The following is a 24,205-nucleotide window of genomic DNA, read 5'->3' as shown; positions in this document are numbered from 1 at the left end:
CGGCGTTTCCGTCAAGGCGTCGACAGGAACAACGCCAGGTCATTCGCCATCGCACTGCGGCTGTTCAGCGGCGACCACAGCAGTTCCAGCGCCATCTGCGGCGACTGTCGGATGGGCACACTCACCAGGCCGAAGTCGGGCGCGTACTGCCGGCTCAGCGAATCGAGAATGGCCACGCCCCATCCGTCGCGCACGAAGGCGCAGGCGGTCGAGTAGTGCATGACCTCCACCGTCGGCGCGTACGAAAGCCCCGCGCCTTCCAGCAGACGCACCGTGGCAGAACCCACGGTGAACTGCCGCCCCAGCGACACATAGGGCAGGCCCTGAATGTCGGTCAAGTCGAGCGCCTTGCGGCGCGCCAGGCGGTGACCGGCCGGCACCACGCAGCAGAGCGAGAGCGCCGCCACGTGCAGCTGCCCGGGACCGGGCGGTGAAGGGTCGCGCACGACCAGACCAAAGTCGATGCGCGACTCGCTCACCTGGCGTTCGATCTCCACCGACATGGCGGTGCGCACCGATATCGCCATGCCCGGCACCGATTCACGCAAGCGGCGCAAGGCGGGCGGCAGCAAGGTGGCCGCAGCCGACGCCACGCAGCCGATGACCAGGCGCTGCGGTGCGTCTGCACGCAGCGAATCGGTGAGCCGGCTCAGGCTGTCGAGCGCGGCGAGTGCGTTGGCGATGTCGGGCAACAAGGCTGCGCCCTTGAGGGTGAAACGCAGGCGCCTTTTCTCGCGCTGGAAGATGGCAAACCCCAGGCGCTCTTCCAGATCGCGCAAGAGCGCGCTGGCCGCGGGCTGCGACATGGCGACGTGTTCGGCCGCGAGCGTGACCGAACCCGTGCGGTGCACTTCCCAAAGGAGCTGCATCTCGCGCTGCTTCATGCTGCTTTTCATATGGAATCAGGCGAAAGATCAATTTGACCGACGGGCCGAACGGCGTCGACACTGCGGCGGCGACATGCGAAAGCGCTTTCGGCGCATTACAACATCAGGAGATATTGCGATGGCATCACGACTCGGCCTGCGCCTCATGGGCGCTGGTTTTGTGGCACTGGGACTGCTGGCCACCACCAGCCTGAGCGCCTTGGCGCAGGGCAGCTATCCGGCGCGGCCGATCCGCCTGGTGGTGGGCGCGCCACCCGGCGGCGGGCCAGACAACGTGGCCCGCATCCTGTCGCAGCACATGAACCTGGGCCAGTCGCTCGTGGTCGAGAACCGCAACGGCGCTGCCTCGATGATTGCCACCGAGCATGTGGCCAAGTCGGCGCCCGACGGCTATACGCTGCTGTTGACCAGCCAGACCGGCATCGCGGTCTCGCCGCTGATCAACAAGAGCAAGGCCTACGACGGGCAAAAGGATTTCAGCGGCGTGGTGCTGCTCGGCAACGCGCCGCTGGTGCTGGTCGCCGGTCCGGCGCTGCAGGCCAACACCGTGCCCGAGATCATCGCGCTGGCCAAGTCCAAACCGGGTGCTCTGGACTACGGGAACGGCGGCGTGGGCACGTCGCCCTACATGGCCGGCGCCTTGTTCGGCGCGATGACGGGCACCAGGCTGATGAGCATTCCCTTCCCCGGCGAACAGGCGTCCATGACAGAGATCATTGCCGGCCGTTTGCCCATGATGTTCGCCAACGCGTCGGCCGCCATGCCGCATGTGCGTTCGGGCCGGCTGCGCGGCATCGCCGTGACCAGCGCGACGCGGGTCGACGTGGCCGAGGGCCTGCCGACGGTGGCCGAGTCGGGCGTGCCGGGTTTTGAAATCGGCACCTGGCTGGGCATCGTCGCGCCAGCGGGAACGCCGGCTGCCGTGATCGACAAACTCAATATGGAAGTGCGCCGCATCGTCGCGCTGCCCGAGGTGAAGGACAAGCTGCGCGGGCAGGGCTTCGTGCTCGCCGACAACAGCACGCCAGCCCAGTTCAACACCTTCATGAAAGCCGAATACGCGAAGTGGAGCAAGCTGATCCAGGACGCGGACATCAAGGCCGAGTGAGCGACCGCACCTTATTCATGAAACCCTATGTTTTCGCGGCGGCCCCGTCGCAACCGGGCGCGGCTCCCGTGCTGGGCGCCTGGCACCGCCGGCCCGGCTTCGAAGTGCCTGCGGGTGCTTGCGATTGCCACGTGCATGTCTTCGGCCCCAGAGAGCGCTATCCGCTGGCGGCGGATCGGTCCTTCTCGCCTGGCATCGCGAGCGTGGCAGATCTGCTGGCGATGCACGATCGCATCGGCATCGAGCGCGTCGTCGTCATCCAGGCCAGCCCGCAAGGCACCGACAACAGCGGCGTCGTCGACGCGCTGGTTGAATTGCGCCGCCTGGGGCGCCAGGCGCGTGCAGTGGCCGTGGTGGCGCCCGACGCCTCGAACGCCTTGCTCGGTTCGCTGCACGCGGCCGGCGTGCGTGGGCTGCGGGTGAATCTGCAGTCCTACGGGCAGACCGACCCGGCGTTGGCTGCGGCGCGCATGCGCGCCTGCGCAGGCCAGGCGGCCACCATGAACGGGCATGTGCAGACCTACACCACGCTGCCCGTGATCGCCGCGCTGCAGGACACCATCCGCCAGTTGCCCGTGCCGCTGGTGGTGGACCATTTCGGCCTGGCCGACCCGGCGCTGGGCGCGCAGCAGCCCGGGCTGGACGCGCTGCTCGCGCTCGTGGCCGAAGGGCGGGTGTGGGTGAAGCTCTCGGCGCCTTACCGCCTCGTCGAGCACACGGACGGACACGATGGCCGCTGGTTGGCGCGCGCCTTGATCGACGCCTGCCCCGAGCACATGCTGTGGGGCACCGACTGGCCGCACACCGGGCCCTGGCCCGGCAGGCTTCGCGAGCTGGTGGGCGAAGAGCCATTCCATCCGGTGGACGACGGCGCGCAACTGGACATCTTCGCCAACTGGACCACGGTGGCGGAGCGCCAGCAAATTCTGGTGGACAACCCGCAGCGGCTGTACGACTTTGCGCTCGCCGCAGACTCTGCCGAAGAGCAGGTCTCTTCGCGAGGGAGGGCGCCTTGGCCTCAATCCGTCGCGTAAGCACGCTCAAGCTGCGCCTGCCTTTCGACCACGGCGCGCCGCCGCCCCTGTTCGCGGGCAAGCCGCGCACCACGCTCGACAGCGGCCTGGTCCGGATCGAGCTGGACAACGGCCTGATCGGCTGGGGCGAGGCGTATGCGCCCGACCCCGAGGCACTGGTGTCCTTCGTGCGCTCGCGCATCGAGCCGCTCTTGCTCGGCCTCGACCCGCAAGACGAGAAGATCGTCGCCGCGCTCGACCGCAGCCTGCACAACATGGGCCGCTCCGGTCTCGTGGCCCACGCGATCAGCGGCGTCGACATTGCGCTGTGGGATCTGCGCGGCAAGTTGCAAGGCCTGCCGGTGTACGCGCTGCTGGGCGGCGCGCGGCGCACGTTCATTCCGGCCTACGCCTCTCTGCTGCAGTACTACGGCGACATCGATCGGGTAAAGCGCAATGTGGGCAACAGCCTCGAAGCAGGCTACGGGCAGGTCAAGCTGCACGAGCGCAGCGTGGCGGCAACGGCCGCGGCGCGCGAGGTCATGGGTGCGGACGTGCCACTGATGCTCGACACCAATTGCGCCTGGACCGCCGACGAGGTGCAGCGCGAAGTGGCGGCGTACGAGCCGCTCGACCTGCACTGGATCGAAGAACCGATCTGGCCGCCCGAAGATCTGAGCACACTCGCGCGCCTGCGCGAATCGACGCGCATACCGCTGGCGGCGGGTGAGAACGCCAGCAGCCGCTTCGAGCTCGCCGAGATGGCCCGCCGCCAGCTGGTGGACTATCTGCAGCCCAGCGCGCTCAAGGCCGGCGGCATCACGGCACTTTGGCAACTGTCGCAACAGTGCGCGGGAACGCCCGTGCAGCTGGCGCCGCAGTCGGCCTTCTTCGGGCCGGGCTTCCTCGCCACCTTGCATGTGCTGGCCGCGCAGGCGCAGCCCGTGGCGGTGGAGCGGCTGTTCTGCTCGCTCGGCCACGTTCCCTATGCCGATTCGATCCCCTTCGTTCGCGGTGGCTTTCAGCTCAACGACCGTCCCGGGCTGGGTGCGGACCCGGAGCCCGAGCTGCTCGCCAGTGCTTTCGTCAGCGCCTGACCCGGTCGTTCCATTTCTTCAGGAGACATCCCATGCCAAACCTCCATCGACGCCATCTGCTGGCATCGGCTGCCGCCGTGTGCCTCACGCCGCTGGCCGGCACCGCGCGCGCGCAAAGTTATCCGAGCGGCCCGGTCAAAGTGATCGTGCCCTACGCCCCGGGCGCCGCCACCGACAACCTGGCCCGGCTGCTGAGCCAGGCGCTCGAAGGGCCTATCGGTGCCTCCTTCATCGTCGAGAACCGCGGCGGCGGCGGCACGCAGATCGGCACCAAGGCCGTCGCCTCGGCCACGCCGGACGGGCAGACACTGGGCTTCATCGACACCGCGTTCGTCATCAACCCCGGGCTCTTCGGCAGCGCGCTGCCCTACGACACGCGGCGCGACTTCGCGCCCGTCTCGCTCATGGCCACGGCGCCGCTGGTGCTCATCGCGCACAGCTCCGTGGGGGTCAAAGACCTCAAGGCGTTCATCGAACTGGCCAAGGCCCAGCCGGGCCGCCTGGCCTATGGCTCGGCCGGCGTGGGCAGTGCACCGCACCTGGCGGGCGAGCAGTTGCGCCGCGCGGCCGGCATCGACATCAACCACGCGGCCTACCGAGGTGGTTCCACCGTGCTCAACGACTTGATCGGCGGCCACATCCAGTGCGGCTTCACGACGGTGCCGACCATGGTGGAACACATTCGCGCCGGCACTGTGGTGGCGCTGGCCGTTACCGCGAAATCCGCTCAACTGCCGCAATTGCCCACCTTCGCGGAACTGGGTCTGCCCGCGGTGGACACCACGCCGCTCTTCGGCATGATCGCGCCGGCACGCACGCCCGCGGCCGTGCTGCAGAAGCTGTCTCAGGCCGCCAGTGGCGCCGTGCAGTCCGGCCCCCTTCGCGCGCGCTTGTCAGAGCTGGGCTTTCTGCCGGTGGGCAGCTCCGCCGAGGCGTTCAAGGCGCGCATCGACAGCGAAATTGCCAAGTGGACCGAGGTGATCAAGGCCGGCAACATCAAGCCAGCGTGAGCACGCGCACGATGCACCCGACACCGCGCGACCGGTTTCCCCCGCGCGCCCGCGAGGCCATGTCGGCCGCCGAGCTGGACGCCCACGATGAGATCGTGGGCACGCGCGGCATGTTGCCCGGCCCTGCCAGCCTGATGCTGCATGCGCCCGATGCGGCCCGTGCGTACGACGCCTGGTCGCGCGCCCTCTGGGTGGGCGCGCTGCCCGCGCATGTGGGTGAGCTTGTGTTCCTGTACCTGGCGCGGGTGCACCGTTGCCGTTACCAGTGGATCAACCACGCGGGCAAGGCGCGCAAGGCCGGCATCGCGGCGCCATTGATCGACGCGCTCGGACGCGGCGACACACCACCGGCCGGCACGGCCCCCGAACTGCTCGAAGCCTGGCGCTTCGTGGACGAGCTGCACACGCGGCATGCGGTGGGCGACGGAACCTTCAACGCCATCACGGCGCGCTTCGGCGTGCGCGGCGCTGCGGAACTCGCGGCCTTCTGCGGACTGGCCGCGTCGGTGGCGCTGCTCCTCAATGTTCGGCAGCCGCCGCTTCCTGAAGCAGGGTCGGCGCCGTTCTAGCGGTGTTCACGCGAGCACGGCGGCGCGCACCAGCAGGCCCGCCACCATGCACACGATGAAGTTGCGCAGCAGACGGCGGAACCGTTCCTCGTCGAAGCGGCCGGCGAGGTGGTTTCCCGCCGCGTACGCCGCCAGACTGGCGGTGGTGCACGCCAGCAGTGGCCAGCCACCGGCCGCCGCGGGCCATGTCAGGGCGGTGAGCGCGAGCTGTATGCCTTTGCCCAGCGCGAAGCAGACGTTGAGCGCCAGCAACTGCTCGAAGCGGCTCAGGCGCGCCAGCGAGCCATAGAGCAGCATGAAGGGGGCGCCCACGTTGAGTGCCGACTCCGTCATGCCCGCCAGCACGCCGAAGCCCGGGGCAGCGCCCCGCACCGATGCCACACGAAGGGCCGCTGCGCGTTGCGTCAGCCATGGCACCGCCAGGCTGGCGCTCAGGAGCAGGGCCAGCAAGGTGATGGAGATCACCTCGGGCAGGCTCATCTGCATCAAAGTGCCGGCACCCGCGCCGATGGCGATGCCGGGCAGCAGCCGTGTCTGGCTGGCCAGCGCCGCGCGCGAGCGCACGTGCACCGCCAGCCAGCCCAGCGCCATGGCGAGCAGGGGAAACGCCGCGAGCGCCACGGCGAGCCGGTAGTCGAGGAACAGCGCGAGCAACGGCGTGGCCATCATGGCGAAGCCAAAGCCGAACAGCCCGTGCGCGAAACCCGCCCCAGCGAGGATGGCCGCGGCGGCCAGCAGTTCTGCGTGGGTCACGCCGTCAGAGCACCACGTTGCGGCGCACGCGCTCGGCGGCTTCGTTCAAGCGCGCCACCGCTGTGGGCATGTCGACCGCGAGCACGCGGCCGTTCTCCACGATGGTTTTGCCGTCCACCATCACGCGCTCCACATCGTCGCCCGTGGCCGACAGCACCAGGAACATGAAGGGGTCGTAGCTCGGCGCGGCCTTGAAGGTGTCGGTGCGCACGAACACGATGTCGGCCTTGCAACCCGCCGCGAGGCGGCCCAGATCGGGGCGACCGAGGCCGTCGGCGCCGCCCACCGTGGCCATGGTGAACACATCGAGCGAGCTGGCCACGTCCGCCGAATGCTCCACGATGCGACAGACCGTGGCCGCCATGCGCATGTCGTTGAACATGTCGAACGGAAAGGTGTCGGTGCCCAGGGACTGGCGGATGCCGAGCTTGCGGTACTTGTGGATGGAGTTGATCACGCCACCGCGCCGGGCCTTGACCCAGGGCAGGTGGACCACCGTGGTTTGCGAGTCGCGCAGCGCGGCCACTTCGTTGGCGTCGAGCGAGTCCATGTCGCCGTCGGCCGTCATGATCTGGCCGTGGCCGATGAAGCAGTCGGGGCCCAGCATGCCCGTGCTCTGCATGAACGCCACGGTGGACATGCCGTGTTCCGCACGGATGCGGGCGTATTCGCTCGGCGACTGGCCGGCGTGCACGTGGATCGGGAGCTGGTGCGCGTCCGCCACGCGCCGGGTCTCGCGCAGCATGTCGGCGTCGCAGGTGTCGATCTGCCCTGGCGCGAGCATGGTGTGCAGCCGGCCGTCGAACTTGCCGTCCCAGCCGATGCAGAAGTCGACGCAGTCGCGAAAGCGCTGGCGGCCGTTTTCGGGATAGGGCTCGTACCAGACCTTGCCGCCCGGCGCGTGGCCGTAGTGCATGGCGCGAAAGCGCGGCGCCGACCAGCAGCGCAGGCCGATCCGCATGGCGGTTTCGGCCACCTGCTGCGTGATGGCGATGTCGCCGTCACCGCCGACTTCGTAGTCGTAGCCCATCTCGACCACGGTCGTGGAGCCGGTGCGCGCCAGCTCGGCGAAGGCGCATTCGGCGGCGATCACTTGCGCTTGCGGATCGCAGGCATGGCGCACGGCCGGCAGTGTCTTGTACAGCGTCCCGTAGTTGGTTTCGGTCGCCTGGTTGCTGACGTTGGTGGACTCTTCCAGGTAGCCCTTGGTGAACAGCGTGTCGGTGGTGTGCAGGTGGGTGTTGACGAAGCCCGGCGCCACGATGCGACCGCGCGCATCCAGTTGCTGGTCGCCCGGGCCGGGCGGGTGGGACGCGGCCGCGCCCACCTCCACGATGAGGTCGTTCTCGATCACCACCACGCCATTGGGGATGACCTGGTGCCGCCCGTTGCGCCAGGCGATGACGGTGCCGTTCTGGATGTAGGTTTTCATGGTCTGCTTGCGTTTTCAATCAATGTCAGATGGCGGTGCGGCCCGCATCGATGCGCGGCGCGGGCCGGCCGCCATCGCTCAGGACGAGGATGACCAGGATTTCGTCGGCGCGCGGCGCGTCCTCGAAACCCAGCGTGAGCGTGTCCAGTTCGTCGAAGTGCCAGGCGTCGTCCTTGTGGCTCAAGGGCACGTCGATGCGCGCCCCCATGGCCGCGACCTTGGCCGTCGACGGGATGAGCGCGGCACCGCCACCGATCAGCGCCCGCATGGGCTTGCCCAGGCGCGGATGCAGCACCGCGGCGGCGTGTTCGACCTCGCCCAGCGTGCCGACGATGGCGGCCTTGCCGTAGGCCACCGCAGGGCCGGGCAGCAGGGCGATGGCTTCCGGCAGGTAGCGTTCGGCCAGTTGGGGGCCCAGCGCCTCCAGCACCGACAGATCGCTGGCTTGCGTGCCGACGCAGGGGTTGGCGATGGCCACGGCAACGGCCACGCGCGTTACTGGCCGCGCGGCGGGCGTTGGGCCATCGCGGTGCACCGTCTCGCGCCACACCCAGGTCTTGCGCGGTGTCATGCCAGTGCCTCGATACCGGGTCGCAATTGCACGTGCGCCTGGAAGCGTTCGCCCAGGGCGAGCAGGCGCCCGTCTTCACCCGCCCGGCCGATCAACGAGATGCCGAAGGGCAGGCCGTCCGCGCGCAGCGTGGCGGGCACCGCGAGTGCGCAGAGGTCCAGCGGCCCGACGCCGTAGGTGTAGAAGCCGACCTGGTTGTTGAGCACCAGCGGCTCGGCCAGCATCTCCTTCACGGTGAAGGGGCGCGGCACGGTGGGCGTGACCAACACGTCGACACCTTCCAGCTGGTTGCGCACCAGGCGGCGCAGCGCGCCCAGCCGGTACTGGGCCTGGAAGCCGTCCACGGCGCTGTAGCCACGGGCGCGTTGCAGGATGGCGGCGACCTCGGGCACCAGTTCATCGGGATGCGTGTCCAGCACCTCGCCGTAGCTGGCCGCCCGCTCGGCCACGAGGGCGCTCTCGAAGACCAGGTTCCCTGCCTCGCGAAACGCCGCGAACGGCATGCGCACCGCCGTGCCGCCCAGTTCCTCGAGATGCCGCATGGCTTGCGCGAAGCAGCGTTCGGACTCGGCGTCGCCGAAGAATTCCAGGCGATCCGGCACCGCGAAGCGGAACTGCGCGGGGAACCGGGCGTCGAGCGACCAGGGCTCACCGGGTGTCATCCGGCCAATGGGATCGTCCGCGTCGTGGCCGGCGATGGCCCGCAGCACGGTGCGGGCCTCTGCCACCGTGGGTGCAAACACGGGCACGCAGTCGAACAGGCGGTTGTTGTAGACCATGCCCCGGCTGCTCACGAGGCCAACACTGGGGCGCAGGCCAACGATGTTGTTCATCGCGGCGGGAATGCGGCCCGAGCCACCCGTGTCCGAGCCGAGTGAAAAGCTCACCAGCCCGGCGGCCACCGCCACACCCGAACCCGTGCTAGAGCCGCCGGGGATGATGGCGGGGTCGAAGGTGTTCAGGCAGTGTCCGCCCAGTGCGCGGGTGCCGTTCAACCCGGTGGCGAACTGGTCCAGCGATTGTTTACCGATGAAGATGGCGCCCGCGTCCAACGCTTTCTGCACCGCCACGGCGCTGTGCTCGGCCATGCGCGAAAAACCCGGGCAACCACAAGCGGTCGGCATGCCGGCCACGTCTACGTTGTCCTTCACACCGAAGGGCAGGCCGTAGAGCGGCAACAGGTCAATCTCGCCCAGGCGAGCGGCCAGCGCGTGGGCGCGCGCGGCGATGGCCTCGGGGGAGGCGAGGGCGGTCCACACGTGGTCGTCGCCTCGCTGCTGGATGAGCGCCAACACCCTTGCGGCCACCTCCATCGGGGTGAGGGCGCCGCTGGTGTAGGCCTGGCGCAGGGCATCGAAGCGCAGGGAAACGGTCATGGTGTTCACGTCCTCATTCGGGTTTGATGCCGGCGGCACGGAAGGCATCGCCCCATTTGCGGTTTTCCGCCGCAATGAAGCGCCCGAACTCCTCCGGCGTGGAGCCCAGGGGCTCGATGTACTCGGCCCTGAGCCGCGCCGCCACCTCCGGCAGGGCAAGCACCTTCATGAACTCCGTGTGCAAGCGCGCCACCACGGCGGGCGGCGTCTTCGCCGGCACCAGAACACCGAACCAACCGTAGGCCTCGATGCCCTGGATGCCGAAGTCCGCCAGCGTGGGCACGTTCGGGATCGTGGAGTCGCGTTGGGAACCCAGGACAACCAGGGGCGCGACCTTCTTCGTCGGGTCCTTGGCGTGGGCCATGAAGTTGGCGGGGTTGGTGGCGCCGTACTGGATATGGCCGCCGAGCAGGCTGTTGATCATGGGCGCGGGGCCGGGGTAGGTGATGTGCTGCATGGCCATGCCGGAGTGGCTCTTGAGCATCTCCACGCCAAGGTTCGACAGCGAGCCCGTGCCGGCCGATCCATAGTTGAACGCCGAGGTCTTGCTGCCGGCCGCGACCAACTGCTTGAAGTCGCGCACCTGGGCGCTGGGCCCGACCACCAGCACGTTGGAATAGCGGACCAGCTGGCCCACCGGCGCGAAATCCTCCCGCTTCCAGCGCAGGCTGGTGAAGGCGAATTCGTTGGTGGCGATGTTGGGCGCCTGGAGCAGTACGGTGTAGCCGTCGGGCGCGGCGCGGGCGACGTGTTCGGTGCCGATGTTGGTCGATGCGCCCGGGCGGTTTTCAACGATCACGCCCTGCTTGAACACCTCACCCAGCCTGGGCTGGAACAGGCGCGCCACGAAGTCGCTCGCGCTCCCCGGTGGATAGGGCACGACGATGGACAGGGGCCTGGAGGGGTACTCCTGGGCCTGCGCGAGCGCCGGCGTGGCGCCCAAGGCCACGGTGACGGAGAGCGCGAACAGCGCGGGAAGGAACACGGGCTTGGCGGAGCACGCCGGGCGGTTGAACATGATGAACTCTCCGGATAGGCCCGGCGGATGTGCCGGTCGAGTTCAGTGTCCGCATTGCCCGCTGCGCGGACAAGCAACTAATTGCGGGGCCGTTGCATCGGCGGGCTAGCGCACCGCACGCAAGGCGGCTTCGTCTTGCACCAGGTAGGTGCCGTTCGGCAGGCGCTGCAGGATGCGGGCGTCTTCCAGACGGGACAGCGATATCGAGACCCATTGCCGGGTCGATCCAATCATGCCGGCCAGCTCGGCGTGGCTGAGGTCGATGACGCCCGCGTGCCCGGCGCGCGAGGCCAGCATGACCAGTAGCCGTGCCAGCCGCACCCGCATGGAGTGCGTGGCCAGGAGCTGCAGCAAGGCGCAATAACACTGGGTCTTGTGCACCAGAACGTCCACCAGTGCCAGCGCAAGGTCGCCGTGCCGTTCGCTCAGCGCCCGCAGTTGCGGGCCGGGCAGCCACAGGCAGCGCGCCTTTGCCATGGCCACCGACGTCCAGGCATGCCGGCCGCCGCCGAACACCTGGGGCGCCCCGACATAGTGCCCTTCGCTCCAGTAGCCCAAGGTGAGTTCACGCCCATCTTCGGACACGTAGAACGACTTGATCATCCCGGCTTCGATGAGGTGGATGCCGTCGTGCAGGTCACCCTGGCGGAACAGCTGTTCGCCCGGCTGGTAGTGGCGCGTCTGGCCCAGCGCGAGCACGCTGGCTCGGGTGGCGGGCTCGAGCTGCTGCAGCAGGTTGGGCGGGCCGTCGGTGCGGTCCGGGGGGGAGGACAGCAGCACGGTCTGCTGCAACCAGGGCGAGGTGCGACGGGAGTTCTTCATGGATGCGCAAGGGAGGTGCAATCCGCGAGATTACGGCATCCCTGCCGCGCAGCCGTTCTGCCCTTCCTCAGACGAAATCGATGTGCTTGCTGAACGGCATCTCGCGCAAGCGCTTGCCGGTGGCCGCGAAGATCGCGTTGGCCAGCGCCGGTGCGGCCGGCGGCACCGGGGGCTCGCCCGCGCCGCGCACCTTGGCCGCGTGCTCCAGTCCTTGCACGGTGATCTCGGGGCATTGGTACAGCCGCATGCCCTGGTACGCGTGGAAATTGGTCTGCTGCGCCTTGCCGTCGGCGTAGGTCACTTCGCAGTTCATCGCGTGCCCCAAACCCCAGACCACGGCACCCTTGACCTGGTTGTCGAAGTTGATGGGGTCGACGACCTTGCCCACGTCCAGCGCCACCCACACCTTGTCGATGCGAATGCCCTTGGGCGTGTTCGTCACCTCGATCACCTGGGCGCAAGGCACGCCGAACGATTCGACGAAGGCCACGCCGCGCCCGCGCCCTTCGCCCAGCCGCGCGCCTTTCCAGTTCGACATCTGGCCCACGGCTTCGAGCACCTGGCGCGCCACCGGGTCCTGCATGAGGCGCAGGCGCTCCAGCAGCGGGTCCGCGCCTGCCGAATGGATCAGCTCGTCCAGAAAACCATCGGCAAAAAAACCCGCGCTCGACGCGCCCACGGAACGCCAGGAACTGGTGGGCGCGAGTTCGGGCACCCGGTAGGCGCGCATGCGGAAGTGCGGCAGCGCGTAGGGCAGGTTCCAGGCGCCGGCGGCGATCTGGCGGTCCGGTCCGGGCACCGATTGCCCCAGGCGCTTCATCTGCGAGGCGCTGGACGACACCGAGGCAATGTCCAGCGCGTACGCGTCGACCTGGCCGTTCTTCGTGCTGCCGCGCGCGCGGCTCATGGTGATCTGGCGCGGGAAGTCGTGCGCGAAATCTTCTTCGCGGCTGAAGGTGAGCTTGATCGGCACGCCGGGCATCTGCTTCGCGACCTCGGCCGCGAGCGTGATGTTTTCGCATTCGAGCCGATGGCCGAAGCTGCCGCCGCAGTACTGGTTGTGCAGGTGCACCTGTTCCACGGGCACGCCGGTGAGCTTGGCGACCTTCTCTTGCGCGAAGCGCGGCACCTGGCTGCTGACCCAGATGTCCACGCGCTCGTCGCGCACCTGGGCCACGGCGGAGATCGGCTCCATCGGCGCATGGGCCAGGTAGGGCGCGCGGTACTCCGCGGTGATGGCCGCGGCGCCGAGTGCCGCGTCCACATCACCGTCGTTGCGCCACTCCTTGTCCAGCCGGTCCGCCACGAAGGACGCCGCCACCGCGCTCCAATGCTCGGCCTGTTCGGGCGGGTAGGGGGCCGGCCCCCAATCGAACTGGATGGCGTTGGCCGCCTGGAACGCGCGCCAGGTGTTGTCGGCGATCACCGCCACGCCGTTGGTGACCGGCACGATCTTCTTGACCCCGCGCATGGTCGAGGCGGCCTTCGCATCAAAGCTGTTGAGCTTGCCGCCCTGGCGCGGATTCACTTTGACGGTGGCGTGCAGCATGCCCTCCATGCGCAGGTCGATGCCGAAGGTCAAAGTGCCGGTGGACTTGGGGACGATGTCCAGCCTCGGCATGGGCTTGCCGAGCAGGCGCCACTGCGAAGGGTCGCGCAGCGGCACTTTCTGCACCGGCTCCAAGGTGCCGGCGAGGGCCGCCAGCTCGGTGTAGGCCAGGCGCTTGCCATCGGGCAACACCACCGCGCCGTTCTCGGTCTTGAGCTGATCCACCGGGATGCCGCTTTGCTTCGACGCCGCTGCCTTGAGCGTTTCGCGCGCCACCGCGCCGGCCTGGCGCAGTTTGACGAAGCTGTCGGGCACGGTGCTCGATCCACCGGTGAGCTGCATGCCCATCACCTTGAACAGGGCGCCCATCGTCGCCCGCAGTGCCTGGGCCGAGGTGCTCGTGTCGGTCGACATGAAGGGCACCTGTTCTTCGGCCAGGGCGGTGTTGTAGTAGGCCGCGCTGGGGGGACCAGGTTCGACGGTGAACTGGCCCCAGGCCAGATCGAGTTCCTCCGCGATGAACGCGGCTTGCACCGAGCGCACGCCTTGGCCGAGGTCGGTGTGCGGTGCGATCAGCGTGATGCCGTTGGCGTCGATCTTCACCCAGGGGTTGAACACGGTCTGGCCATCGCCCCGTCCGTTGAGCAAGGGGTTGGCCGGTGTTCGCCGCACCAGGTAGGTACCAAAGACCACACCACCCGCCACCGCCACCGAGGCGATCAGGAAGGTGCGGCGCGTGGCGTTGGCGAGCTTGCTCATGCTGCACCTCCCTTCAACGCCTTGGCCGAGGCCTTCACCGCTTCGCGGATGCGCGGGTAGGTGCCGCAGCGGCAGAGGTTGCCCGACATCGCCTCGTCGATCTGCGCATCGGTGGGCGTCGGATTGGACGCGAGCAAGGCGGCGGCCGACATGATCTGACCGGACTGGCAGTAGCCGCATTGCGCCACCTGGTGCTCGACCCAGGCGCGCTGGACGGCATGCAGCGCGTCGGGTTTGCCGAGCCCCTCGATGGTGGTGACGTTGCCCTGGACTTGGCCCACGGGAACGGAGCAGGAGCGCACGGCCGCGCCGTTGATGTGCACGGTGCAGGCGCCACACATGGCGATGCCGCAACCGTACTTCGGCCCGGTGATCCGGAGCTCGTCACGCAGCACCCACAAGAGCGGCATCTCGGGCTCGACATCCAGATCGTGAACCTGGCCATTGACGTTCAGTCGCATGTGGGAGCCTCCTGGTGGTGACGCTTTGTCCTAGAGGCGCATTTTGGACCGAACGGCGCACGAGCGACAGCGCGAGGCAAGCGACGAAGCCCGCGACATCTCCGCCGTCAGTCCATCCCGTAGGAGTAGGTGGAGCACGTCGAACCAATCTTGAGCAGACGTGGATGTCTGGGTGATCCTTGGTGAACCCTGTGCCGCAGGCTCCCAGAACGTGGCTCACCCTACGAACCAGGCGACAGAACCCGAGTTCATCCGGATAGCGCAGCCCAAGTTACATCCGATCCTCGTTTGATTGCGTGCCCTCAGGAGCATCGTTGTCAGACTGCGCGTGCACCTTGTTCACGTGCTGCAGCAAGGCAGTCCTGCACCGCTGCGATGAGCCGCTCGGACACCAGCTTCACGATCGGTCCGAGCGGCTTGGTTGCATCCACGGCCACGCTGATCTCCTGTGGTTCGGCCCCCCGGTCCCGGATTGGGATGAAGACCAGCTGCCCGGTGGCCAGTTCCTGCGCCACGTCCAGCTCGGACGTGAACACCACATGGTCGCCGCCGAGCGCAAGCTGTTTGACCAGCTGCAGTGAGTTGGTCTCGGTATAGCGGCGGGGCTCCTTGAACAGCCAGTTGTACTGCGCCTCGAGATAGCGCCGGATCGTCAGCGCCTTGCTCTGCAGCGCGACCGGGTGAGCCGTGGCCTCCTGGAAACTCACCGTCTCGCGCTGCGCCAGCGGGTGTCCGGGCGCCACCACGCAGCCCAGGGGTAGCGCGCTTTTCCAGAGCACCAGCAACTCCCGGCGCGGTTTCAGGTTGAAGATGGCCGCCAGGTCGGCCTGGCCGGTCAGCAGGGCAACCTCGGCATCGTCGGGGGTGGCCAGCGTGATGGACAGGCTGACCAGCGGATGCTGCTCGCCCAGATCCCGCACCAGGGCGGGCATGACGCTGGTGGCATGGCTGTCCATGGCCACCAGCGATACATGGCCCTGGTGGACGCCCTGGATGCGCCGGATCTCGGCGACCACGCCACGTTCGTCCTGCCGCCAGTGGCGCGCCAGCGTGATGAGTGCGTCGCCCGAGGGCGTCAACCGCATGCCGCGCGGCAACCGCTCGAACAAGGGCACGCCGAGTTCTTCCTCCAGATGCAGGATCTGCCGGTTGATGGCTGAAGCCGCCACGTGGAGTTCGCGCGCGGCCTTCTGAATGGAGCCCGAGCGCGCAACCTGGTCGGCGTAGCGCAGTCCGGCGGGAACGAGCGAATGGCGCATGGGTGGGAGGGGGGAAGTGCAGGTGGAGTGTACTGATTTTGCGTATGAAGCCCTGCAAAAATGGTGATGGACGGCAATGATTTGCGTCCCTACGATCCGTTCCATGACAACACGATCGAGCCTGGAGCACCTCAATACCTGCGCACCCGAGGTCTTTTGCGCCGCCCTGGCCGAGATCTGGGAGCATGCGCCCTGGGTGGCACGCGGCGTCGTAGGCCTGCGCCCTTTTGCGACCGTCGAAGCGCTACACACGGCGATGGTGGAGGTGGTGGCCGGGCGGGACGAGCCCGCTCGCATCGCCTTCTATGCCGGACACCCGGAGCTGGCCGGTGAAGACGCCCGCCGGGGCACGATGACCGATGCGTCTGTTGCAGAGCAGGGCACGCTTTCGCTGGCGCGGCTGGATACGCACGAGGCAGAGCGCTGGAACGCGCTCAACCGGGCCTACCGTACGCGCTTCGGCTTCCCGTTCATCCTCTGCATCCGCCGCCATACGCGGGAGTCGGCCCTGCAAGCCTTCGAGCAGCGCCTGGAACACGACCGTGCCACCGAGCTAACCACCACACTCGGCGAAATTGCCGCCATCACCCGCCTGCGGCTGGACCGCCTGCTGTCCGATGTTTCCCACGCGGCCAGCCATGGCGAATCCATTCCTTCCTGACCTACCACCGGAGTTACCCATGAACACTCGACGCAGAATTTCCCTCCTGACGTGCGCGCTGGGCCTGCTGGCCGCGGTGGTGCCCGCCGGCGCGCAGGGCACCTATCCCGACCATCCTGTGAAACTCATTGTGGCGCTGCCTGCCGGTGGCGGGGTGGACATCATCGCGCGCCTGGTCGGCCAGAAGCTGGCCGCCGTCACCGGCCAGCCCTTCGTGGTGGACAACCGGGCCGGTGCCTCCGGCCGCATCGGCCTGCCGGTGGTGGCCAAGGCCGCGCCGGACGGCTACACACTGATGGCTTCACCCGCCTCGTTCCTGACCACCAACAAGAGCATCTTCAAAGAGATGCCTTACGACCCGCAGGCCGATTTCGCACCCATCACCAAGCTGGCCAACCAGTCCATGGTGCTGGTGGTCAGGGACAAGCAGAAGTTCTCCAACGCAGGGGCTCTTCTGGCCGCAGCCAAGGCCAATCCCGGTCGTCTGAACTACGCCAGTTCGGGCGACGGCAGCCCGCAACACCTGGCCGCGCTGATGTTCGAGACGCGGGCGCAGGTGCGCATGACCCATGTGGCTTACAAGGGCGGCGCGCTGGCCATCAACGACCTGCTGGGTGGCAACGTTGACCTGCTGTTCGCGCCCCTGCCCGAGGCGCTGCCGTACCTCAAGACCGGCAAGCTGACAGCGCTGGCGCTGATGAGCGACAAGCGCTCGGCGCTGATCGCCGACGTGCCCACGATGCGCGAAGCAGGCATCCCGAACATGGTCATGCAGACCTGGATCGCCCTACTGGCTCCGGCAGGCACGCCGCGCCCCCTCGTGGACCAGCTGAACCGCCAGGTGCACGCCATCCTGCAGAGCGAGGACGTGAAGAAGCAACTGCATGAGATAGGCATGGACCTGGCGCCCACCACCCCCGAGCAACTCCAGCAAACCATCGCACAGGAGATCGCGCTGCATGCGGAACTGGTGAAGGCTGCGGGGCTTGTGCCGCAATAGGGGGCTACAGAGAATTCGGTTCCGTCGCGGCAGTGTCGCGGAGCCCAGTGAAGCCAGGCGGCCGCAGCGATCAGTAAAGTCAGAGAGTGAGGGAGAGCCCGTCCAATGGCATCAGTACCAGTCGACCCCAAGAGCGTCCACGAGTTCGTCGACGAACAGAGCTTCTACGACTGGCTCGCCCGGCATCACGACAAAGAGGACGAGGTCTGGATCAAGATCCATAAGGTGAGTTCGGGACAGGCTTCAGTGACGCCGAAACAAGCCATCGACGTGGCGCTTTGCTGGGGCTGGATCGATGGCCTGCGAAAGGGATTGGATGACAAGAGTTATCTGCAGCGCTATACGCGACGGCGCAGCAAAAGTGTGTGGAGCAAGATCAACGTCGGCAACGTGGCCCGGCTGATCCAAGAAGGCCGGATGACTGAGCACGGGCTCGAGGAAGTGGACGCGGCCAAGGCGGACGGTCGCTGGGACCGCGCCTATGGCAGCGGCAAGGAGATGAAGATCCCTGGCGATCTCCAGGCGGCGATCGACGCCGAGCCCGAGGCCAGGAAGATGCTCACGAGCCTCAGCGAGCAGAACCGCTTTGCGCTCGCCTTTCGCGTCCACAACATGAAGACAGCGGCAGGACGCCAGAAGAAGATCGAGGCTTTTGTCGACATGCTCAAACACGGCGAGACGATCTACCCGCAGAGAAGGAAGTAGGGTTGGGACGCGTCGCTCGCCGGCTGACTTGAAGTCCTAAACGGGCTGCGCCAAAGCGGGCGATCACAGGCGCCTGCATACGGCCGCAAGCCAAAGTCTGGCTTTCTGGCTCCCCGACCTGGACTCGAACCAGGGACCTGCGGATTCACAGTCCTTCGCTCTATGGGAAGGCTCTTTCAGAACCCGGTGACCCTAGGCCAGTTGGTCGGCCTCAGCCGATCGCCTGCAAGCTACGCCACTGCGGCATCGAAGCCGTCGCGAAACCCGGTACGTGCAAGGCAGTGAGGTCCAACTGCCCATCGCGAACGGCCAGGTGGGGGCGGCCCGCGCCGGTGCTGTAGAAGCCCGGGTGCGCCGCCGCGAAGGCCTCGGCCTCTCCCGCCGGCGCGGTGCCGAAGCCATCGACATAGTGATGCCCGTTGCGCTCGATGTGCGTGACGCCCAGGCTGGCCGCGAGCAGCGTGTCCTGCTGCACCGCCAACCCCGCCTGGCAGGTCAGGTCTTCGCCCGAGAGCAGCAGCCGCGGGTCTTGCGCGATGCGGTGGGCGTTGCGCAGCGAGCGGTAGATGCCCTTGCAGGCCTTGCTGGAGATGCCGTTGTAGCCCAGAGCCAGACCTTCGTCGAGCGCGCTGGCGTGGTCGTCGGATTCGTCCAGGATCACCGGCACTTCGATGCCGAGCGATGCGATGGATTCGCGCAGCGCCACCGCGCGCGCCAGCGGCTGTTCGAGCAGCAGCGTGCGCTGCAACATGTCGGCCAGTGCTGGCGTGGTGCGCAGCGTGTGCCAGAAGCGGCCGAGGCTGGTGGCGTCGGTGAAGGTTTCGTTGCCGTCGAGCGTGACGCGATAGTCGCCCGCCGCGCGTTGCAGCACCTCGCCGATGCGCGTGAGCCGTTCGATATCGGCGTCGATCTGGCCGCTCAGCTTGAGCTTGAAATGGTGCAGGCCGTAGTGGCGGATCGCGGACGCCAGGGTCGCGGGCAAGCCGTCTTGTGGATCGTTGCCGGGCTCGTCGTCGGTGAGGCGGTCGGCCAGGCCGACCGTGTGGCGCAGCACCACGCTGTCGGGGCGGGCCAAGGGCAGTTGCGTGCTCCAAGGGTCGCCCAGCACACCGGCGCGCAGACCCTCCACCCACGGCAGGCCCGCGGCGCGCAAGGCCGCGTCGGCCACCGCCTTGTCGAGCAGGGCCGTGCCGAACTGCGCCACCAGGCGGGGCAGGCCACGCGCCGTCGACACGGCGATCGCGTCTTCGCCGGCGGTTTGCGAGTGGGCGTGCGGGCTCAGCGCATCGGACGTGGCGCGCAGGGCGCCCCGCGCGTTGCGCAGCGCCTCGCGCAGTTGCTCGAAGTTCTGTTCGTGCGTGAGGCCGGGTGATTTGTCGAACCACTTGGGCACCATCAGTTCGGCGCTCGCGCCTTCGACCACTTTGCCATCGACTTCGGCATGCACCTGCACGAAGGCCTGCGGGCATTGCGTGACGGTGGCCGCGCCGAAACGGAAGGGCAGGCGCAGGGTGACGTGGCGCTCAAAAAGCCGCACTTCGCGGATGCGCAGGGTCACGGGGGTCATGTGAGGGTTCTCCAGAGTTCGCGGATGTGTTGCAGCGAGGCTTCGGCGCAGCCGGGGCCGTCGGGCACGTAGTCAAAGGGTTCGACCGCGACCCAGCCGCGGTAGTCCATGTCCTTGAGCACCTGCAGCACCGGGCGTTGGTCGGTGTCGCCTTGCCCGGGGCCACGGCGGTTCCTGTCGTTCACCTGCACATGCGCGATGTGGCCGCTGGCAAGGAAGTTGCGCAGCACCTCGTGCACCGGCTGGCGTTCGCTTTGCGACGCCGCGCTCACGTCGAGCATGGTGCGCAGGGCCGGCGACCCGATGCGGTCCACCATCGCAGCGGCCTCGGCCACGGTGTTGATGACATTGGTTTCAAGAGGCCCGAGCGGTTCGAGGCAGTAGACGACGCCGGCCGCGGCCGCGTGCGGCGCGAGTTCGGCCAGCGCGGCTTCGAGGCGCGCGGTGGCGTCGGCCTGGCTCTGGCCCGGCAGCGGCGAGCGCTGTTTGGGCGAGCCGTGCACGAGCACGCGCGCATCGCAGGCGGCGGCGAAGTCGATCAGGCGGCGCAGCAGATCGATCGTGCGGCGGCGCAGGGCGGTGTCGTCGCTGACGAGCGACAAGCCCTCGGGTTTCACCAGCAGCCAGTGCAGGCTGGAGACCTGCAAGCCATGTGCGTGGACCGTGTCGCGCACCTGGCGCGCGGTGGCCGCGTCGAGCGTGGTGGGGTCGTCGGTCAGCGTGAAGGGCGCGATCTCCAAGGCGTCATAGCCCATGCGCGCGGCGGCCTCGCACTGCGCGGCCAGTGGCATGGGTTGCAGCACCTCATTGCACAGCGACAGCTTCATGCCACGGCCCGGGGTGTGGTGCGGCGGCGTACGTAGAGCGACCAGAGCTTCCAGGCAATGGTGCCGAAGATCAAGGCCGCCACGGTGCCGGCAATGGGCCGCGTGAAGAACGGCGAGAGATCGCCGTCGGACAGGATGAGCGCGCGGCGCAGATTCTTCTCCATCAGGTCGCCGAGCACGATGCCCAGCACCAGCGGCGCCATGGGGTAACCGTAGTGGCGCAGGAAGAAACCGATCAGGCCGAAAGCCAGCATCACGTACACGTCGAACAGGCGGCCGGCGATGGCGAAGCTGCCCACCGCGCAGAGCACGAAGACGATGGGCACGATCAGGTGTTGCGGCACGCGCAGCACCTGCACCAGCGCCTTGGTGAGCACCAGGCCGAAGATGAGGATGCCGATGGTGGCGAACAGCATCATGGCCACCACGTCGTACACGAACGAGGGGTTCTCCACCATGATCAGCGGGCCGGGCTTGACGCCGTGGATGATCATCGCGGCCATCAACACGGCGGCGGGCGCCGAGCCGGGAATGGCCAGCGTGAGCACCGGGATGACGGCACCCGGCACGCAGGCGTTGTCACCGGTCTCGGCGGCCATCAAACCTTCGATCGAGCCTTTGCCGAACTTCTCTTTTTCCTTGCTCGCGCGCTTGGCCGCCGCGTAGGACGACCAGGCCGCCACGTCTTCGCCCACACCCGGCACGATGCCCACGCCGGTGCCGATGAGGCCCGAGCGCAGGATGGTGCGCCAGTACTGCAGCACGTCGCGCACCTTGGGGATGACGGTGTCGAAGGGGCTGATCTTCACCGGCGCCTGGCGCTCGCGCATCGCAGTGAGCAGCTCGGCGAAGCCGAACGCGCCCACCAGCGCAGGCACCAGTTGAAGGCCGCCGGCGAGATCGCGCACGCCGAAGGCGAAACGCTCGTAGCCGTACTGTGGCTCCTGGCCGATGGTGGCCACGAACAGGCCCGCGATGCCGGCGATCCAGCCCTTGAGCGGGTCGTCGCCCGTGAGCGTGCCGGCGATGATGACGCCGAACAGGGCGAGCCAGAAGAACTCATAGGCGCCGAACTTCAGCGCCAGGCCACCGAGCACCGGTGTGAGCGTGGCAAGAAAGAACATGCCGATGAGCGTGCCCATCACCGAGCCGGTGGTGGCAATGCCCATGGCGCGGCCGGCCATGCCCTGGCGCGCGAGTGCGTAGCCGTCGAGGCAGGACGCGGCCGAGGCGGGCGTGCCGGGGATGTTGAGCAGGATGGCCGAGCGCGAACCGCCGTAGATCGAGCCCACGTAGGTGCAGATCAGGATCAGCAGCGCCTGGCTGGGCGGCAGCTTGAGCGTGAGCGTGGTCATCAGCGCCAGCGACATCGTGGCGGTGAGGCCGGGCAGGGCGCCCATCACCACGCCCACCAGCGAGGCCAACAGGGCATAGGCGATCGTCTCGGGCGAGCTGAAGCGCGCGATCGATTCGCCGAACAGGATCAATCCGTCAAACATGGTGCTGGCCTAGGGGAGACGGACGAGGAAGATTTGCTCGAAGACGAGCGTGACGACGGCCGAGGTGAGCACACCGGCCGCCACCGACACGATCAGGCGCCGCGCTGGCGTGTGTTCTGCCGGTGCGAAGAGGGCGACAAAGGCGGCGACGAAGAGGGCGGTGACGAGCCAGAACGGCGCGCGTCCGAGCAACAGGCCCGCGTACAGCAGCGAAAGCAGCGTCGTGATGACGATGCGTCGGTTCAGCAGCGGCTCGATCGGTGGCGCGTCCTTCGCGGGTTCCTCGGCGCGTTGCCGCAACCAGCCGCGCAGCATCAGCACGAGGCCGAGCAACGCGACGAACCCGCCGATCAAACCCGGCACGAAGCCCGGCATGGTGTAGAGCTGCGCGCCCATGGATTCGAAGCGGTCCATGCGCAGCGCGCCCAGCACGATCACCAGGCCCAACACCACCCAGCCCGCACCGCCCCAGAGATCGGAGCGGGCGGTTTTTCCACCCTCGGTCATGTGGTCTTTCGTGTGCGGCGTTCAGGGTTTCGGGATGCCGACGGTATCGGGCGACACCTTGGCCTTGCCGGCGGCCTGTTGCGTCCAGGCGTACGACTGTATGGCAGGGAACACGGCCTTCTGCGCTTCGTCACCCGACATCGGGGCGAAGATCGCGCCGCGCGACACCGCATACTTCTTGAGGGCCTCGCTCTTGACCATTTCGGTGGCCCAGATCTTGTTGAGCGTGGCGGCCACTTCGGGTGGCGCGGCCTTGGGCACGAAGATGCCGAAGTAGTTGATCGGGTCCTTGAAGCCGGGGATGAACTGCGACAGTGGCGGGATCGTGCCGAAGCCTTCGATCTCCATGGACTTGTCGCCCACCACCGCCAGCGGGCGGATCTTCTTGGCGCGGATCATGTCGGTCTGCTCGGCGGCGAGCTGCGTCGTCACCTGCGTTTCGCCGGAGGCGGCGGCCACCGCGGCGGGCGCGCCACCGTCGTACGTGACGTGCTTGTAGGTGACGCCGGCCGCGCGCGCGATCGCCTCGATGGCCGAGTGGCCGCTGGAGTTCACACCGGCCGTGGCCACCGACACCGAGTTCGGCTTGGCCTTCATGGCCGCGAGCAGTTCGGCCATGGTCTTGTAGGGGGTGTCGGCATTGACGCCGACCACGGCGATGTGCGCCACGTTCAGGTACAGGTTCCAGTCGCTGGCCGAGGTGTCGAGCATGCCCAGCACCTTGTAGGTGCCCAGGTCCTTGGCGCCGCCCGCGGTCCAGGTGTAGCCGTCGGCCGGTGCGGCCATCGCGTTCTTGGTGCCCACCGAACCCGAAGCGCCGGGCTGGTTCATCACCACGATTTTCTGGCCGAGGTGCTTCTCCAGCTCGGCGGCGGTGACGCGCGAGACCTGGTCGGTGGAGCCGCCCGGCGCCCAGGGCACGATCAAGGTGATGGGGCGGTCAGGCTTCCATTGCGCCATGGCGCTGACCGAAACCACCGCGAGCGCCGCGGTGACGAGAAGTTGGCGGACGGGAACGGTCTTCATGAGATGTCTCCTGGGTATTAATTCACCGAGCGGTTAATAATAGAAACCGCTCCATCCACCGTCAACCCGCAATTTCCCTCAGCTGGTCAGTACATACCCTAGGATCACATCGCACATGTGCGAGAGGCGTTCGCTGTGCGCCTTGGGGGTCATGAGATCGCGGCCGAAGATCGCCGAGAGCGTGTGGTTGTTCGAGAGGTAGAAGTACGACAGCCCGGCGATCGACACGTAGAGCTGCAGCGGATCGATGCCGCTGCGGAAGGTGCCCTCGGCGCGGCCGCGCTCCACCACGTCGCTCAGCATGGCGATCAGCGGCGAGTTGAGCTGGCGCGCCCGCTCCGACTGCTGCAGATGCCGCGCGCGGTGCAGGTTGGCGCTGTTGAGCAGGGTGAGGAACTCGGGATGTTCCAGGTAATAGTTCCAGGTGAATTCCACCAGCCGGCGCAGCGCGGTGGCCGGCTTGAGGTGCTGCAGGTTGAGCTTGCGTTCTTCTTCGCGGATGTGGTGGTACACCTGCTCCAGCACGGCCTGGAACAGCTTTTCCTTGTCCTCGAAGTAGTAGTAGATCAGGCGCTTGTTCAGGCCCGAGCGCTCGGCGATGCGGTCCATGCGCGCGCCGCCAAGACCATGCTCCGCGAACTCGTCGCGCGCCGCATTCAGAATGGTATTCTGCGATCGATCGGCGTCGCGCAGACGCTCTTCTGCGATCGGTGTGGGTGTGCTGCTCAT

General features: G+C 67.7%; 24 protein-coding genes. 8 read left to right on the top strand and 16 right to left on the bottom strand.

Annotation, left to right across the window (positions count from 1 at the left end):
- Positions 1-11 precede the first annotated feature (11 nt).
- On the bottom strand, positions 12-884 hold the full coding sequence (locus tag FFS09_RS11450; RefSeq protein ID WP_171019983.1) for a LysR family transcriptional regulator: 873 nt from the start codon (positions 882-884) through the stop codon (positions 12-14).
- A 121-nt stretch (positions 885-1,005) separates the two neighbouring features.
- Between FFS09_RS11450 and FFS09_RS11445 the strand changes: the two genes are divergently transcribed.
- Genes FFS09_RS11445 through FFS09_RS11425 form a run of 5 tightly spaced genes read left to right on the top strand, consistent with a single transcriptional unit; the run spans position 1,006 to position 5,684 of the window.
- Positions 1,006-1,995 (top strand): tripartite tricarboxylate transporter substrate binding protein, encoded by a 990-nt coding sequence (locus tag FFS09_RS11445; RefSeq protein WP_171019982.1) that lies wholly within the window; start codon positions 1,006-1,008, stop codon positions 1,993-1,995.
- A 17-nt stretch (positions 1,996-2,012) separates the two neighbouring features.
- A complete protein-coding gene (locus FFS09_RS11440) occupies positions 2,013-3,029 on the top strand; it encodes an amidohydrolase family protein (RefSeq protein WP_137919000.1) in 1,017 nt (338 codons plus the stop codon).
- Complete coding sequence (locus tag FFS09_RS11435) at positions 3,008-4,105, top strand: mandelate racemase/muconate lactonizing enzyme family protein (protein ID WP_137918999.1); 1,098 nt, start codon at positions 3,008-3,010, stop codon at positions 4,103-4,105. Before FFS09_RS11440 ends, FFS09_RS11435 begins: the two co-directional genes overlap by 22 nt.
- A 32-nt stretch (positions 4,106-4,137) precedes the next feature.
- The gene (locus tag FFS09_RS11430) at positions 4,138-5,115 is read left to right on the top strand and encodes a Bug family tripartite tricarboxylate transporter substrate binding protein (protein WP_137918998.1); all 978 of its coding nucleotides are present in this window, start codon (positions 4,138-4,140) and stop codon (positions 5,113-5,115) included.
- Entirely contained in the window at positions 5,112-5,684 is a 573-nt protein-coding gene (locus FFS09_RS11425) for a carboxymuconolactone decarboxylase family protein (RefSeq protein ID WP_137918997.1), read from the top strand. Before FFS09_RS11430 ends, FFS09_RS11425 begins: the two co-directional genes overlap by 4 nt.
- 6 nt (positions 5,685-5,690) lie before the next feature.
- Here FFS09_RS11425 and FFS09_RS11420 read toward each other — a convergent pair whose 3' ends face one another.
- From FFS09_RS11420 to FFS09_RS11380, 9 genes are all read right to left on the bottom strand, one after another.
- Positions 5,691-6,437 (bottom strand): sulfite exporter TauE/SafE family protein, encoded by a 747-nt coding sequence (locus FFS09_RS11420; RefSeq protein WP_137918996.1) that lies wholly within the window; start codon positions 6,435-6,437, stop codon positions 5,691-5,693.
- A gap of 4 nt (positions 6,438-6,441) precedes the next feature.
- Entirely contained in the window at positions 6,442-7,869 is a 1,428-nt protein-coding gene (locus FFS09_RS11415; protein WP_137918995.1) for an amidohydrolase family protein, read from the bottom strand.
- Positions 7,870-7,894: 25 nt separating this feature from the next.
- Positions 7,895-8,440, bottom strand: coding sequence for an amino acid synthesis family protein (locus FFS09_RS11410; protein WP_137918994.1), 546 nt, complete (start codon positions 8,438-8,440; stop codon positions 7,895-7,897).
- Positions 8,437-9,816 (bottom strand): allophanate hydrolase, encoded by a 1,380-nt coding sequence (locus FFS09_RS11405; protein WP_171019981.1) that lies wholly within the window; start codon positions 9,814-9,816, stop codon positions 8,437-8,439. Before FFS09_RS11405 ends, FFS09_RS11410 begins: the two co-directional genes overlap by 4 nt.
- Before the next feature lie 13 nt (positions 9,817-9,829).
- Positions 9,830-10,834: a Bug family tripartite tricarboxylate transporter substrate binding protein gene (locus FFS09_RS11400; RefSeq protein WP_137918992.1), complete on the bottom strand. Its 1,005-nt coding sequence runs from the start codon at positions 10,832-10,834 to the stop codon at positions 9,830-9,832.
- Between the two features lie 105 nt (positions 10,835-10,939).
- Entirely contained in the window at positions 10,940-11,656 is a 717-nt protein-coding gene (locus tag FFS09_RS11395; protein ID WP_137918991.1) for a Crp/Fnr family transcriptional regulator, read from the bottom strand.
- Between the two features lie 67 nt (positions 11,657-11,723).
- Positions 11,724-13,964: a xanthine dehydrogenase family protein molybdopterin-binding subunit gene (locus FFS09_RS11390; RefSeq protein ID WP_137918990.1), complete on the bottom strand. Its 2,241-nt coding sequence runs from the start codon at positions 13,962-13,964 to the stop codon at positions 11,724-11,726.
- Positions 13,961-14,425: a (2Fe-2S)-binding protein gene (locus tag FFS09_RS11385; RefSeq protein WP_137918989.1), complete on the bottom strand. Its 465-nt coding sequence runs from the start codon at positions 14,423-14,425 to the stop codon at positions 13,961-13,963. The genes FFS09_RS11390 and FFS09_RS11385 overlap by 4 nt, the downstream gene beginning before the upstream one ends.
- Before the next feature lie 317 nt (positions 14,426-14,742).
- Positions 14,743-15,684: a LysR family transcriptional regulator gene (locus FFS09_RS11380; protein ID WP_171019980.1), complete on the bottom strand. Its 942-nt coding sequence runs from the start codon at positions 15,682-15,684 to the stop codon at positions 14,743-14,745.
- A 103-nt stretch (positions 15,685-15,787) separates the two neighbouring features.
- On the opposite strand from FFS09_RS11380, the gene uraD reads away from it, so the two are divergent.
- The 3 genes from uraD (at position 15,788) to FFS09_RS11365 (ending at position 18,050) form a co-directional block, all read left to right on the top strand.
- The gene (gene uraD, locus FFS09_RS11375) at positions 15,788-16,345 is read left to right on the top strand and encodes a 2-oxo-4-hydroxy-4-carboxy-5-ureidoimidazoline decarboxylase (RefSeq protein ID WP_171019979.1); all 558 of its coding nucleotides are present in this window, start codon (positions 15,788-15,790) and stop codon (positions 16,343-16,345) included.
- A gap of 19 nt (positions 16,346-16,364) precedes the next feature.
- Positions 16,365-17,345 (top strand): Bug family tripartite tricarboxylate transporter substrate binding protein, encoded by a 981-nt coding sequence (locus FFS09_RS11370; protein ID WP_252374331.1) that lies wholly within the window; start codon positions 16,365-16,367, stop codon positions 17,343-17,345.
- A 105-nt stretch (positions 17,346-17,450) separates the two neighbouring features.
- Positions 17,451-18,050, top strand: coding sequence for a YdeI/OmpD-associated family protein (locus tag FFS09_RS11365; protein ID WP_137918985.1), 600 nt, complete (start codon positions 17,451-17,453; stop codon positions 18,048-18,050).
- A gap of 211 nt (positions 18,051-18,261) precedes the next feature.
- Here the strand turns inward: FFS09_RS11365 and FFS09_RS11360 are convergent, their stop codons facing one another.
- From FFS09_RS11360 to FFS09_RS11335, 6 genes are all read right to left on the bottom strand, one after another.
- A complete protein-coding gene (locus FFS09_RS11360; protein ID WP_137918984.1) occupies positions 18,262-19,617 on the bottom strand; it encodes an enolase-like domain-containing protein in 1,356 nt (451 codons plus the stop codon).
- A complete protein-coding gene (locus FFS09_RS11355) occupies positions 19,614-20,444 on the bottom strand; it encodes a sugar phosphate isomerase/epimerase family protein (RefSeq protein WP_137918983.1) in 831 nt (276 codons plus the stop codon). The genes FFS09_RS11360 and FFS09_RS11355 overlap by 4 nt, the downstream gene beginning before the upstream one ends.
- Positions 20,441-21,943: a tripartite tricarboxylate transporter permease gene (locus FFS09_RS11350; RefSeq protein WP_137918982.1), complete on the bottom strand. Its 1,503-nt coding sequence runs from the start codon at positions 21,941-21,943 to the stop codon at positions 20,441-20,443. The genes FFS09_RS11355 and FFS09_RS11350 overlap by 4 nt, the downstream gene beginning before the upstream one ends.
- A 9-nt stretch (positions 21,944-21,952) precedes the next feature.
- Positions 21,953-22,450, bottom strand: a complete 498-nt coding sequence (locus tag FFS09_RS11345; RefSeq protein ID WP_137918981.1) for a tripartite tricarboxylate transporter TctB family protein — start codon at positions 22,448-22,450, stop codon at positions 21,953-21,955.
- Positions 22,451-22,471: 21 nt separating this feature from the next.
- Complete coding sequence (locus FFS09_RS11340) at positions 22,472-23,476, bottom strand: Bug family tripartite tricarboxylate transporter substrate binding protein (RefSeq protein WP_137918980.1); 1,005 nt, start codon at positions 23,474-23,476, stop codon at positions 22,472-22,474.
- A gap of 78 nt (positions 23,477-23,554) precedes the next feature.
- Positions 23,555-24,205: a TetR/AcrR family transcriptional regulator gene (locus FFS09_RS11335; RefSeq protein WP_137918979.1), complete on the bottom strand. Its 651-nt coding sequence runs from the start codon at positions 24,203-24,205 to the stop codon at positions 23,555-23,557.

It is taken from the genome of Hydrogenophaga sp. 2FB, from assembly GCF_005503365.1.
Classification (GTDB): Bacteria; Pseudomonadota; Gammaproteobacteria; order Burkholderiales; family Burkholderiaceae_C; genus Hydrogenophaga.
Note: the sequence above shows the minus strand (reverse complement) of the source record. Positions and strands in the feature narration are given on the sequence as shown.